Raw genomic sequence first — 13,094 nt, forward strand, 5'->3', positions numbered from 1 at the left:
AACCCTTGCCTAATCAAGACTCCCTGTAACAAAATCGGGAACCCCGTAGACATCGGGCGAGAGGACGGGTTCTGTGCTGGACGGGTGCGTGCCCTGGCCGGAGGAGTTCGCGGAGCGATACCGCGCCGCCGGGTACTGGAAAGACGAGACGCTGGGCGAGATGTTGCGCGCCCGTGCGCGCGAGCGCGGCGAGCGGCCCGCCCTGGTCGTGGGACAGGAGAGATACACCTACGCGGAACTGGACGCCCGCGCCGACCGGGTCGCGGCCGGACTGCTCGCGCTGGGCATCGGGCCTGGCGACCGGGTCGTGGTCCAGCTCCCCAACACCGCTGGCTTCGTCGCGCTGATCTTCGGGCTGTTCCGGCTCGGCGCGCTGCCGGTGTTCGCGCTGCCCGCCCATCGCTCCAGCGAGATCGGGTACTTCTGCGCGTTCACCGGCGCGGCCGCGTACGTCATCCCCGACGAGCCCGAGTACCGGGACCTCGCCGAGGAGGTCCGCGCGGACCTGCGCGCGCTCAGGCACGTGCTGACCGCGATCCCGGAGGCCGAGCCGGTCGAGCTGCCCCGGCCCGACCCGGCGGACGTGGCGCTGTTCCTGCTGTCGGGCGGCACCACGGGCGTGCCCAAGCTGGTCCCCCGCACCCACCAGGAGTGGGCCTACAGCGGGCGGGCCGTGGCCGAGGCCTGTGACTACGACGCGAGCACGGTTCACCTGGTGAGCCTGCCGCTGGGCCACAACTGGCCGCTGACCCACGGCCTGCTGGCCACCATCCACGCCGGCGGCACGCTCGTGCTGGCCTCCGGGCCGAGCCCCGACGAGACGTTCCCGCTGGTCGAGCGGGAGGGCGTCACCGAGACCGGGCTCGTGCCCGGCGTCGCGCTGCTCTGGATGGAGGCCGCCGAGTGGGGCGAGCACGACCTGTCGAGCCTGCGGCGGGTCACGATCGGCGGCTCCAAGCTGAGCGACGAGCTGGCCACCCGGGTCGAGCCCGCGCTCGGCTGCCGCCTGCAGCAGGCGTTCGGCATGGCCGAGGGGTTGTGCGGCTTCCACCGGCCCGCCGATCCGCCCGACGTGGTGCTGGTCAGCCAGGGGCTGCCGGTCTCACCGGCCGACGAGATGCGCGTGGTCGACGAGGATGACGCGGACGTGCCGCCGGGCGAGATCGGGCAGCTGCTGGCCCGCGGCCCCTACACGATCCGCGGCTACTACCGCTCCCCCGAGCACAACGCGCAGTCCTTCACCTCCGACGGCTTCTACCGCACCGGCGACCTGGTCCGCCTGCTGCCGACCGGCCACGTGGTCTTCGAGGGCCGGGTGAAGGACCAGATCAACCGGGGCGGCGACAAGATCGCGGCAGAGGAGGTCGAGAACCACCTGCTCGCCCACCCGAAGGTCCGCCAGGTCGCGCTGGTCGGCGTCCCCGACGAGGTGCTCGGCGAGCGCGGCTGCGCCTGCGTGGTGCCGCGCGGCGAGCCGCCGACGCTGGCCGAGCTGGCCGCGTTCCTGCACGAGCGCGGTTTGGCCGCCTTCAAGGTGCCCGACCGGCTGTGGATCATGGCGGAGTTCCCCCTCACCCCTCTCGGCAAGGTCAGTAAGAAGGCCCTGACCGCCATGGTCGGCTGATGCACGCCGAATTCAAGGAGACAGGGTTCGAGGAGATCTGCGCCAAGGCCGCGGCCGAGGCCAGGAACGCCGGGCACCCCGTCCTGGCGCTGTGGCGCGAGGAGATCGAGCGGGTGGAGCCGCTGCTGCCGTCCGCGCCGTCGCGCAGCACGTTCTTCTGGTCATCGGGGGACCTCACGATCCTGGGCATGGACCGCGCGATCGCCTTCCCCGCCGAGGGCAGGAACCGCTTCGCCGAGGTGCGCCAGGCGTGGGAGCGGACCGCGCGCACGATGGTCGGCGGCGGCCCCGGCGCGCGCGCCACGCCCGCGCTGGTGGGCGCGTTCTCCTTCGACGAGGGCCCCGGCTCGCTCATGTGGGTGCCGCGCGTGCTGGTCGCGCAGCGCGCCCACGGCCCGGCCACGCTGTGCCTGGCCGCCCGCGCCGATCCGGTCCACGGCGTCGAGGACGATGCCGCCCGTACGACCTGGCGCGCCGTCAGCTGGCTGGCCGGCCCCGTCGTACGGCCCTGCCCGCCGCTCCCGGTCACCGGCGCCGCGATCGAGGAGGTGCCCACGGCCGAGGAGTGGAAGGCCATGGTGGCGCGGGCCGTCGGCCAGATCGAGGCGGGCCGGTTCAGCAAGGTCGTGCTCGCCCGCCGGCTGCGGGTAGGCCTGCCGTACCCGCCGGACCTGGGCGGGCTGCTGCACACGCTCGTCGGCGCCCAGCCCGGCACCACCGTCTTCGCGGCCGGGACCGGCACGCGGACCTTCGCCGGCGCCACCCCCGAGCGGCTGGTGGCGGTGCGCGGCGGGCAGGCCGAGACGATGAGCCTGGCCGCCACGCTGCCGCGCGGGAGCACCGGCGGCGACGACGCCCGGCTGCGCGCGGAGTTGCTCGGCGACGCCAAGTGCCGGCGCGAGCAGGCCATCGTCACCGACATGCTGCGCGGCGCGCTGGCCGAGGTGTGCCATGAGGTGGAGGCGCCGGACGAGCCGGAGGTGCTCGACCTGCCGCACGTACGGCACCTGCACAGCCGGGTGCGCGGCCGGATCGCCGACCCGGAGACGACCGGCGTGCTCGACCTCGTGGAGCGGCTGCATCCGACGCCCGCCGTCGGCGGCCACCCCCGCGAGCAGGCGCTCGGCTGGCTGCGCGCGGCCGAGCGGTTCGACCGGGGCTGGTACGCCGGCCCGATCGGCTGGGTGAACGCCGACCACGAGGGCGACTTCGCGGTCGCGCTGCGCTCGGCGCTGCTCGACGGTGCCGTCGCGACCCTCTTCGCCGGCTGCGGCATCGTCGCCGGCTCCGACCCGGAGCGGGAGCTGGCCGAGACGTGGCTGAAGTTCCGCCCCATGCTGTCCGCACTCCTCAACGACCAGGGAGGCCCCCGATGAGCGATCGCGCGGCGCTGATGGAGCTCATGGCGCCGATCCGCGGCCGGGTGGTGGCGGCGTCGGCGCTGCAGGTGGTGTACGCGGTGTCGGCGCTGGTGCCGTTCGTGTGCGTGGCGGAGCTGGCCAGGGAACTGCTGGCGCCGGGCCCGCCCGACGGAGGGCGGGTCTGGGCCATCGCGGCGGTGGCGATCGGCGGCCTGCTGGTGCGCTTCCTCGCCTTCGGCGCGGCCGGCGCGATCATGCACTTCGCCGACGCCGACCTGCAGCTGCACCTGCGCAGGCGGATGGCCGCGCACCTGGCCAGGGTGCCGCTCGGCTGGTTCACCGACCGCAACTCCGGCCAGGTCAAGAAGGCCGTGCAGGACGATGTCAGGGAGATGCACCACCTGGTCGCGCACGCGCTGCTCGACCTGCTTGCGGCCGTGGTGACGCCGCTGGCGGCGCTGGCGTACCTGCTGACCGTGGACTGGCGGCTCACGCTGGTCACGCTGCTGCCGGTGCCGCTGTTCGCGGTGGCCTTCGCGGTGATGATGCGCGGGTTCGGCGAGCAGATGACCCGCTGGGCGGAGGCGAACGAACGGATCAACGCGGCGGTCGTCGAGTTCGTGCGCGGCATCGCGGTGATCAAGACGTTCGGGCAGACCCAGCGCTCCTACCGGCGCTTCGCCGAGGCGGTGGACGACTTCGCCGACTTCTTCGGCGCCTGGGTACGGCCGATGCTGCGGCTCAGCGGGCTCAGCATGGCGCTGATCTCGCCGCCGACGATGCTGCTCGTCGTGCTGGCCGGCGGCGCGCTGTTCGTCTCGCAGGGCTGGCTGGCCGCGCCGGACGTGCTGCCGTTCGCGCTGGTCGGCGTGGGGCTGACCGCGCCGTTCCTGACGCTCGACATGGGCTCGATGCGGCTGCGCAGGGCGGCGGAGTCGGCCGGGAAGGTCGCCGCGCTGCTGGACAGCCCGGTCCTGCCCGAGCCGGAGGAGCCGGTCGCGCCGGAGGGCCACCGGGTGGAGTTCCGCGGTGTGGGCTTCTCCTACGACGGCGAGACCCAGGTGCTGCGCGGGATCGACCTGGTCATGGAGCCGGGCACGGTCACCGCGCTGGTCGGCCCGTCGGGGTCGGGCAAGTCGACGCTGGCCAAGCTGCTGCCCCGCTTCCACGACGTCACCGAGGGCGCCGTCCTCATCGGCGGGCAGGACGTGCGGGCGATCGGCTCCGACCAGCTCTACCGGCACGTGGGCTTCGTCTTCCAGGACGTGCAGCTGCTGCGCGCCCCCGTCACCGCCAACATCGCGCTCGGCCGCCCCGGCGCGAGCGCGGAGGAGATCGAGCGGGCGGCCAGGGCGGCGCAGATCCACGATCGCATCGTGGCCCTGCCGCGCGGCTACGACTCGGTGATCGGCGAGGACGCCCACCTGTCCGGCGGCGAGGCCCAGCGGGTCTCGATCGCCCGCGCGCTGCTGGCCGACGCGCCCATCCTGGTGCTCGACGAGGCCACCGCGTTCGCCGACCCCGAGTCGGAGTCGGCCATCCAGGACGCCCTGTCGACCCTGGTCGCCGGGCGCACGCTCCTGGTCATCGCGCACCGGCTGTCCACGATCACCGGGGCCGGCCAGATCCTCGTGCTCGACGGCGGCGCCGTGGGCGAGCGCGGGGTGCACGCGGACCTGCTGGCCCAGGACGGACCCTACGCCCGCCAGTGGGCCGCCTACGCCCGCGCGAGCGAACGCGACTGGACCCACGACGAGGAGGTCGTCCGATGATCCGCAGCCTCACCGCCCTCCTGGGCGCGAGCTTCCGGCGGCAGCTCGTCATCACCGCCGTCTACGCCGTCCTGCAAGGGCTGACGTTCGCGCTGCTCGTGCCGGTCCTGCGGGCGCTGCTCGGCGGGCAGCCCGCGACGGGCTGGCTGGCCGTCTTCGCCGCCGTCGTCGCCGCCACCGCCGTCGCGCACTACATCCAGTCACGGTACGGCTACGCCGTCGGCCTGTCGGCCATGCGCGGCCTGTTCCACCGCATCGGCGACCACGTGGCCACGCTGCCCGTCGGCTGGTTCAGCGGCGACCGCGTGGGCCGGCTCGGGCAACTGGCGGGCAAGGGCGTCATGGACGTCATGAGCGTGCCCGCCCACCTCATGCAGGTGCTCGTGACCGCGGTCGTGACGCCGGCGACCGTCCTGGTCTGCATGCTCTTCTTCGACTGGCGGCTGGCCCTGGCCGCGCTGGCCACGGCGCCGCTGATCTGGCTGGCCTTCCGCTGGACCGCCACACTCGTGCAGCGCAACGACGCCGCCATGCACGACGCCGCCGCCGAGGCCGGGGACCGGGTCGTGGAGTTCGCCCAGCAGCAGGCGGTGCTGCGCGCCTTCGGCCGTACCAGCGAGGGCTTCGAACTGCTGGACCAGGCGCTCTCCCAGCAGCGCACCGCCCTGCGCAGGCTGCTCGGCACCGCGCTGCCCGGCCTCGGCGCGGTCGCGCTGTCGGTGCAGCTCGCCTTCACCGTCACGCTGATCGCCGGGTGCGCACTCGCGCTCGGCGGCTCGGTGGACGTGCCGGAACTGGCCGGGGTGCTCGTCCTCGCCGTGCGCTTCACCGAACCGCTGCTGGCCGCCGCGGACGTGGGCGCCGAACTGCGGCTGGCGCGGGGCAGCCTCGCGCGTGTCAACGAGCTCCTGGACACGCCCGCGCTGCCCGAGCCCGGCGCGCCGAAGGAGCCCGCCGTACCGTCGGTCGAGCTGGAGGACGTCGGCTTCTCCTACGGCGACGCGCCCGTCCTGCACGAGGTCTCCTTCACCGTCGCCCCCGGCACCATGACCGCCCTCGTCGGCCCGTCCGGCTCGGGCAAGACCACGCTCACCCGGCTCATCGCCCGCTTCTGGGACACCGGCTCGGGAACCGTACGCGTCGGCGGCCAGGACGTGCGCGAGCTGTCCACCGAGCGGCTGATGGGCATGGTCTCCATGGTGTTCCAGGACGTCTACCTCTTCGAGGGCAGCGTCGAGGACAACATCCGCCTCGGCCGCCCCGCCGCCACCGACGAGGAGGTACGCGCGGCCGGGCGCGCGGCGCGCGTGGACGAGATCGTCGAGCGGCTGCCCGGCGGCTGGCAGACGCGGGTCGGCGAGGGCGGCGCCACCCTGTCCGGAGGCGAACGCCAGCGCGTCTCCATCGCCCGCGCCCTGCTCAAGGACGCCCCGATCGTGCTGCTCGACGAGGCCACCGCCGCGCTCGACCCCGAGAACGAGGCGGCGCTCGTGGACGCCCTGTCGGCGCTGGCCCGCGAGCGCACGCTGCTGGTCATCGCGCACCGGCTGCAGACGATCGCGCGCGCCGACCAGATCGTGGTCCTGGAGGCCGGGCGGGTGGCCGAGCTCGGCACCCACGGCGAACTGCTCGCGCGCGACGGGCGCTACGCGGCGTTCTGGCGGGAACGCTCGCGGGCACAGGGCTGGAGGCTGGCCGGGCGCGCGTAAGGGACAATGGGGCCATGGCCGAGGAACGACCCCAGTGGCGAGTACTCGGCCGCCCCCGCGGGCGGCCGCCCCGCATCACGCGCCCGGCCATCGCCGACGCCGCCCTGGCCGTCGGCTTCGACAACCTGACGCTGGCCACCGTGGGCGAGCGCCTGCACGTCAGCCACTCCGCCCTCTACCGGCACGTGACCGACCGGCAGGAGCTCGTCATCCTGGCCATCGACCGGGCCATGCAGCGGGCCGAGTGGCCGCGGCCCACCGGCGACTGGCGGGCCGACCTGCGCGAGCAGGCGTGGGCGATCTGGCGGCTGCTGGACGCGCACCCGGGGCTCATCCAGGAGTTCCTGCGGCTGACACGCTTTCCCTCGCAGATCATGGTGCGGTTCGGGGCGGCGGTGCGGCTGCTCGTGTCGTGCGGGTTCACGCCGGAGCGGGCCTTCCTCGCGGTGGACACGGTCTTCGACCTGACGGTGGACGTGTTCGGGCGGGGCCAGCAGATGGACCGGCCCGCGGCGGACGGGCCGGTACGGGTGGCGACGGCGGACGCGTGGGCGGAGGGGGTGGGGCCCGAGATCGAGGCCCTGATGCGCGCCGCCCTCAACGAACCGGCGGCGATCTGGTTCGACCGCAAACTCACCCTCGTCCTGGACGGCATCACCGCCTCCCTCGCCCCCGACACCCCCACCTGATCCCCCTTCACGACCCTTGAAAGCCGCCGCCCTTCCTACGGCCCGGCAACCGCTCCCGCTCCCCGGATCCCCGCCACCGAACCCGCTCCCGGCGGCGGCACCTCCGAAACCGTCGCGCCCATCCGCAGCGCTGCCGAGCCCTCTGAAGGTTCGGCGCGTTCGAGGCCGCCACATGCTTTCCCCGAGTTTGCGCGGATGCCAGCGGGTTTCCGGGTGGCGCGGGACACCCAGGGTGGCCGGGGCTGGGGTCAGACCGCGTAGGCGATGCGGTCCTGGGTGGTCAGTGCCGCCCGCACGGCCGTGATGCGGGCGAACAGGTAGGAGTTGCGCGGGCTGTCGCGGTTGACGTGGAGGGCGATGCCGTGGCCGGGGCGCTGCCGTACGGCCGCCTTCAGGTGCGCGGCGAAGTCCTTGGCGAGCACCACGTCGTCCCGCAGGACCAGGTGGTGGGTGGCCTCGGCGGGGCAGGCGGCCCAGGCTCGGACGGTGGCGTGCGGAGGGCTGGGCGGGCCGGTGGGGCCGGGGCCGGCGACGAGCCGGGGTGAGAGCTCCGCGCACTGCGCGGCGAGCGCCTTGGCGGCCGTTTCCCGGCTCGGGTGATAGATGACCGCGACGCTCTGCTTCAGGTCAGCCAATTGTCCGTCCCTCTCGTGCCAACTCCATTTCGTCCATGGCCGTGCACATCAGGTCGGCGTGCTTTCCGGCAGCGGGGTGAACGGACACGGTGCGCATTCCGGCGGCTCCGGCGGCCGAAATTCCAAGCGCCGAATCCTCGAAGACAACGATGTCTTCGGGGCGCAACCTCGGGACTATTTCGGCGAGGCGCTCCATCGCCGTGATATATCCCTCCGGGTGTGGTTTTCCGTGCGTGACGTCCTCGCGCGTCAACACGGTCGCGAACAGGTGCGTGAGTCCCGCGAGCGCCGGCACGGGCTCCACCTCGGCGCGCGGGCCGCCGGCGACGAGGGGCCGGCGGCACGTGGACGGATAGGCGCCGGATCAGGACGGCCGCGTCGGGCCGGACCGGCGACACCGTGCGCAGGCGAGCCAGGTAACGCGCCAGGCGGGCCCGGCCGAGCCGTTCGAGCTGTTCGGGCGCCGGTGGCCGCAGGCGGAAGGCCCGATGGATCTCATGGAACAGGTCCCGGTCGCTCAGGCCGCCGAGCCGGGCGCGGAGGAAAGGGCCGGTCGAGCTCCACCCCCAGCTCGGCGGCGGCGGTTTCGGCGTAGACGAGATATTGCAGTTCGCCGTCGCTGGTGATGGTGCCGTTAAAGTCGAAGGCGACCGCGCGTACTCCACAAAGACCGGCAATCGCCAGCGAAGCCCCTGCTATCCCCGCGAGTGTCATGACTTACACATTTACCGGCATACCACCACCCCTGCAGCATCCGTGTGCGGCAGCATGCGCCCATTGCAGCGTGTTGCCAAGGTCACATCCCGTCATCGATGACCGACATCACGTTGCCATTTCTGGCACAATGTGATTAGTTTCTGACACAATGCACACGCCTCATAATGTCTGCTGAGAGAAGGAATGCTCGCTCAACCGGCCTTCGGCCATCGCCTCAGGGCGCTCCGTCTCGAACGCGGGCTGTCTCAGGCCGCGCTCGCCGCCGGCGGGCTGTCCACCGGCTATCTCTCCCGGCTGGAGTCCGGCGCCCGCCCGCCCACCGCCCGCGTCGTCGAGCACCTGGCCGTGCGCCTCGGCGTGCCGGTGTCGGCCTTCGACGCCGCGCACGAACCGCAGTCGCTGGCCCAGGTGCTGGCCTCGGTGACCTCAGCGGAGGAGACCGGCGACCCGGGCGAGGCCCTGGCCGACGCCCTGCGCGCCGACGACCGTCTCAACCCGGCCCTGACCTGGCAGGCGATGTGGCTGCTCGCCCGCATCCGCGGCGGCCAGGGCCACCACGACGAGGAGCTGGAGCTCCTGGGTGAGCTGGTCGCGCTGAGCGACAGCCTGGGCTCGCCCGAGCTGCGCGCCCGCTCGCGCACCGAGCTGTCGCGGTGTGTGCAGGCCCTCGGCGACAACACCCGGGCTCGCGACTACGCCCACGAGGCCTACACGCTCTCCCCCGACCTGTCCACCGCCGACCGGGCCGGCGCGCTCCAGGCGCTGGTCTCGGCCGAGGCGGAGGCCGGCCGGCTGGCCGAGGCCAGAGCCCACGCCGACGAGTTGTGCGAGGTGACGGAGCAGGCCGGCGGCACACTGTTCATCAAGGCGCTGTGGGCCTCGGCCACCGTACGCATCCGGCAGGGCGACTACTCCGGCGCACAGCAGGCCCTGGAGCGCGCGTTGCAGGGCCTCGACAGCCGGGGCGACCTGCAGCTGTGGATGCGGCTGCGGCTGGCCGCCGCCTCGCTCTACCTGCAGATCACCCCGCCGCTGACCGACCGGGCCGCGGCCAGGCTGGACGAGGTCGGCCCGGTGCTCGCCCTGGTCGGCACCGACCTGCACCAGCAGCAGCTGCTCACGCTCCGCGCCCACCTGGCCTTCGAGGACGGCCGGATCGAGCAGGCCCGCGAGCTGGTCGAGCGGATCGGCGAGGCGGGCGAGCTGCTGCTGTCCTTCCGCGACCGCATCCGGTTCCAGGCGTTGCGCAGCCAGTTGCTCATCCTCGACGGCCAGGTCGAGGAGGGCAACACCGCGCTGCGTACCCTGGCCACGCAGGCACAGGAGGCGCTCAACGTCGAACTGGCGGCCGAGATCTGGAAGATCCTGGCCACCACGCTCTACAGCAAGGCCTGACCGTTGACTCCGGCGAAAGCGCCCAGCCCGACCGGCCCCGCCGCGGCGCGTTAGGGCCGGGCTGCTGAGGGGATGGTGTGGAGGCGGTCGGTGAAGCGCTTGGCGAACTCCTCGGCGGTGCTCTCCGCGACGGTCCGCGGCCGGTAGGAGACGACCATCCGCAGGCCGCCGTCCTCGCGCGGCCACAGCTCCGTATGCAGCTCAACCGGCAGTTCCAGGTACGGCTGCCGCACGAACGCCGTCCTGAGCCCGCTCAGCGCGAGCCCGGCGGGCGCGTTGTCCTGCAGGGCGAAGAGCGTCTGGTAGATAGGCGGGCGGCCGGTGCGCGGCGGATTCACCAGCCGCAGCACCTCGGGGAAGGGCACGTCCTGGGCGGCGAACGCGCGGGCGACGGCGTTCCCGGTCTCCCTCACCGCGGCCGTGCCGCCGTCCAGCGCGCTGCCGCGCAGGCGGACGCAGAGCATGTTGATGTGGCAGCCGACGGCCCGGTCGAGCGCCGCGCCGTACCTCTGGGCGATGGGGACGCCGACGGCGAAGTCGCGCTGGCCGGTCACCTCGGCCAGGCTGCTCGCGCACAGCGCGAGCAGCGCGGCGAAGCGCGTGACGCCGAGCCGGGCGGCCAGTTCGTCGACCCCGGCCACGACGGCGGGGGCCAGCGGGCTCTCCAGGTGGCGGGGGCCGCGGGCCAGCGGGTCCACCTCGTCGGCGGGCCAGCGCAGTTCGGGGACCGCGGAGAGTTCTTCGAGCAGGTAGTCGCTGTGCTCGTCGAGGCCGGCGGGGACCGGGTGGCGGCGTTGGCGCGGCGCGGGGCCGCAGTGGCCGTGGTTGTAGGCGTCGGCCAGGTCGGCGGCCAGGACGGACTCCGACCAGCCGTCGAAGGCGATGTGGTGGACGGCGGCGCCGAAGACGGCCAGGTCCGGCGCCACGGGGACCAGCGCGGTGCGCCACACCTCGCCGCCGGTCAGCTCCAGCGGGCCGGCCAGGGCGGCGCGTAACGCGCGGACGGCGCTCTCGGCGTCCGGCCGCGCCGGGAGCACCTCCAGGGGTGGGGGCGGGATGTCGGGCGAGGTCCAGGCGGCGGGCCTCGGGTCGGGCAGGTAGACGGCGCGCAGCGGCTCGTGCCTGCGGTGCACGGCGGCCACGGCCGCCTCCAGGGCGGCGCGGTCCAGCTCGCCCTCGACGATCCAGGTGAGCAGGCAGTGGGCGGTGCGGTCGCCGGGCGAGTCCAGGTGCCTGGTCAGGTAGCCGGCCTGCACGGGGGTCAGGGGGACGACGTCGCAGGCGGCCGGGGCGCCGTCCCGGCCGTCCTGGCCCTCGGTGGAGCGCAGCCAGGCGGCCAGGGCGGCGGCGGTGGGGTGGCGGTAGACGCGCGAGACGGGGACGGGCCGCTCCAGGCGGGCCGACAGCCGGGCGCAGATCCGCCCGGCGGCCAGCGAGTCACCGCCCAGCTCGACCAGGGGGACGTCGCGGGGGACGTCCTGCCTGCCGAGGACCTCGCCGAAGACGGCGGCCACGAGCCGGTCGACGGGATCGTCGGAGGCCGCCTCGATGCCGGGTCCGGCTTGGGCCGCGCTGTCCGGCGCCATGGAGAGGAGGGCGCGCTCGTCGAGCTTGCCGCGTTCGGTCACCGGGAAGGCGGGCACGCTCACCACGGCGGCGGGGCGGTGGTAGGGGGCAAGGACCAGGTTCAGGGCGCCGAGTGCCGCGTCGAGCGGGTCGCCGGGGGTTTCCGGCACGCAGAACGCCACCAGGTCGCGGGCGGCGCCACCGTCGCCGGGCCGGGGCAGCACGCGGCAGTGCCGTACCGCGGGGAGGAGGCGTTCGATCTGGCGCTCGATCTCGGCGGGCTCGATACGGTGGCCGCGGATCTTGACCTGGCGGTCGGCGCGGCCGCGGAAGTGCAGCAGGCCGTCGGGGCTCCAGACGCCGAGGTCGCCGGTGCGGTAGACGCGGGTGCGGCGGCCGCCGACCCGCACGTGGGTGAACCTCGCGCGGGTGAGCTCCTCGTCGCCGAGGTAGCCGAGGGCCAGGCCCTCCCCGGCGATGCAGATCTCGCCGGTCTCCCCCACGGCGCAGGGGCGGATGCCGTCCAGGACGTGCACCTGGGTGCCGGGGACCGGGCGGCCGAGCGGGATGCCGCCGGGGCGTTCGCAGTCGGCGGCGGTGACGCGATGGGTGGTGGCGAAGACGGTGCTCTCGACGGGACCGTAGCCGTTGAGCAGCACGATCACCGGGTGCCTGCCGACGAACCTGGCCACGTGCCCGGCCGACAGCCGCTCGCCGCCGATCATGACCTGGCGCAGGCCGTGGAAGGCGTCGACGTCCTCGTCGACGATCATGTTGAACAGGCTGCTGGTGAGCCAGACCGTGTCCGTGCCGTGGGTCTCGACGGCCGCGCGCAGGCAGGCCGCCGACAGGTAGGGCTCCTCGATGATCAGCGAGGTGCCGCCGTTCAGCAGCACCGACCACAGTTCCAGCGAGAAGGCGTCCCATGGGGCCGGCGCGGCCAGCGGCATCACCGTGTGGGCGCCGAAGCGGGCGAACCCGTCGTGCTGGAAGAGCCGGGCCGTGGCCCAGTGCGGGGTGAGCACGCCCTTGGGCCGCCCCGTCGTGCCCGAGGTGAAGAAGACGCACGCGGGGTCGCCGCCGCCGACGGCGGCGGGCCGGTACCCGTCCGGTACGGTGACCGGCCCGTCCGGCGGCGACCACACCGGCAACCCGAGGTCGGGGCAGCCGGCGTCCGGCCAGCACACCACCAGCCCGGCGGCCAGGTCCTCGGTCACCTCGGCGAGGCGGCGCGCGGGCCAGGCGGGGTCGAGCAGCGCGTAGGCGGCCCCCGTCTTCAGTACGGCCAGCAGCGCGGTCACCAGCTCGATGCTTCTCGGCAGCAGGATGGGCACGCGGGCGCCCCTGGTCACTCCGGCCTCCGCCAGCCGGGCCGCCCACGCGTCGGCGGTCCGGTTGAGCTCGCCGTACGTCACGGTGGTGTGTCCCGACACCAAGGCGGGCGCGTCCGGTCGTGACAGTGCCGTCCGCGCGAGCACCTCGTGCAGGCCTTCGCTGAGCGAGGCGCACGGGCGCCCCGTCGTCCAGCTCGGATCTGGCTGCACGGTTTCCACTCCCCTCACCATTCTTGTCAAAAGATTGCCACATGATTGGCAAATCAGGCAAGCTGTTGCCCGACAGTTCCGG

8 protein-coding genes and 1 pseudogene are annotated in these 13,094 nt (G+C 73.8%); 6 read left to right on the top strand and 3 right to left on the bottom strand.

What is annotated here, in order from left to right; translation table 11 throughout:
• Positions 1–73: 73 nt before the first annotated feature.
• From ACFWY5_RS37005 to ACFWY5_RS37025, 5 genes are read left to right on the top strand one after another with little or no spacing between them, the layout of a single operon-like run.
• Entirely contained in the window at positions 74–1,624 is a 1,551-nt protein-coding gene (locus ACFWY5_RS37005) for a (2,3-dihydroxybenzoyl)adenylate synthase (protein ID WP_379637532.1), read from the top strand.
• Complete coding sequence (locus ACFWY5_RS37010) at positions 1,624–3,000, top strand: isochorismate synthase MenF (protein WP_379637533.1); 1,377 nt, start codon at positions 1,624–1,626, stop codon at positions 2,998–3,000. Before ACFWY5_RS37005 ends, ACFWY5_RS37010 begins: the two co-directional genes overlap by 1 nt.
• Complete coding sequence (locus tag ACFWY5_RS37015) at positions 2,997–4,757, top strand: ABC transporter ATP-binding protein (RefSeq protein WP_379637534.1); 1,761 nt, start codon at positions 2,997–2,999, stop codon at positions 4,755–4,757. Before ACFWY5_RS37010 ends, ACFWY5_RS37015 begins: the two co-directional genes overlap by 4 nt.
• Complete coding sequence (locus ACFWY5_RS37020; protein WP_379637535.1) at positions 4,754–6,466, top strand: ABC transporter ATP-binding protein; 1,713 nt, start codon at positions 4,754–4,756, stop codon at positions 6,464–6,466. The genes ACFWY5_RS37015 and ACFWY5_RS37020 overlap by 4 nt, the downstream gene beginning before the upstream one ends.
• Before the next feature lie 14 nt (positions 6,467–6,480).
• Positions 6,481–7,155 (top strand): TetR/AcrR family transcriptional regulator, encoded by a 675-nt coding sequence (locus ACFWY5_RS37025; protein WP_379617933.1) that lies wholly within the window; start codon positions 6,481–6,483, stop codon positions 7,153–7,155.
• Positions 7,156–7,403: 248 nt separating this feature from the next.
• On the opposite strand, the gene ACFWY5_RS37030 is transcribed toward ACFWY5_RS37025, so the two are convergent.
• Positions 7,404–7,790, bottom strand: coding sequence for a hypothetical protein (locus tag ACFWY5_RS37030; protein ID WP_379637536.1), 387 nt, complete (start codon positions 7,788–7,790; stop codon positions 7,404–7,406).
• Positions 7,783–8,109 (bottom strand): annotated as a pseudogene (locus tag ACFWY5_RS37035) (HAD family hydrolase); the annotation flags it as partial. The pseudogene ACFWY5_RS37035 and the gene ACFWY5_RS37030, both read right to left, overlap by 8 nt.
• A gap of 581 nt (positions 8,110–8,690) precedes the next feature.
• Between ACFWY5_RS37035 and ACFWY5_RS37040 the strand changes: the two are divergent.
• Positions 8,691–9,902 (top strand): helix-turn-helix domain-containing protein, encoded by a 1,212-nt coding sequence (locus ACFWY5_RS37040; protein ID WP_379617937.1) that lies wholly within the window; start codon positions 8,691–8,693, stop codon positions 9,900–9,902.
• A gap of 50 nt (positions 9,903–9,952) precedes the next feature.
• Here the strand turns inward: ACFWY5_RS37040 and ACFWY5_RS37045 are convergent, their stop codons facing one another.
• Positions 9,953–13,021 carry an amino acid adenylation domain-containing protein gene (locus ACFWY5_RS37045; protein ID WP_379637537.1) on the bottom strand — a complete coding sequence of 1,023 codons (3,069 nt, stop codon included), beginning with the start codon at positions 13,019–13,021 and terminating at the stop codon, positions 9,953–9,955.
• Positions 13,022–13,094 lie beyond the last annotated feature (73 nt).

The organism is Nonomuraea sp. NPDC059007 (assembly GCF_042740555.1).
Lineage (GTDB): Bacteria > Actinomycetota > Actinomycetes > Streptosporangiales > Streptosporangiaceae > Nonomuraea.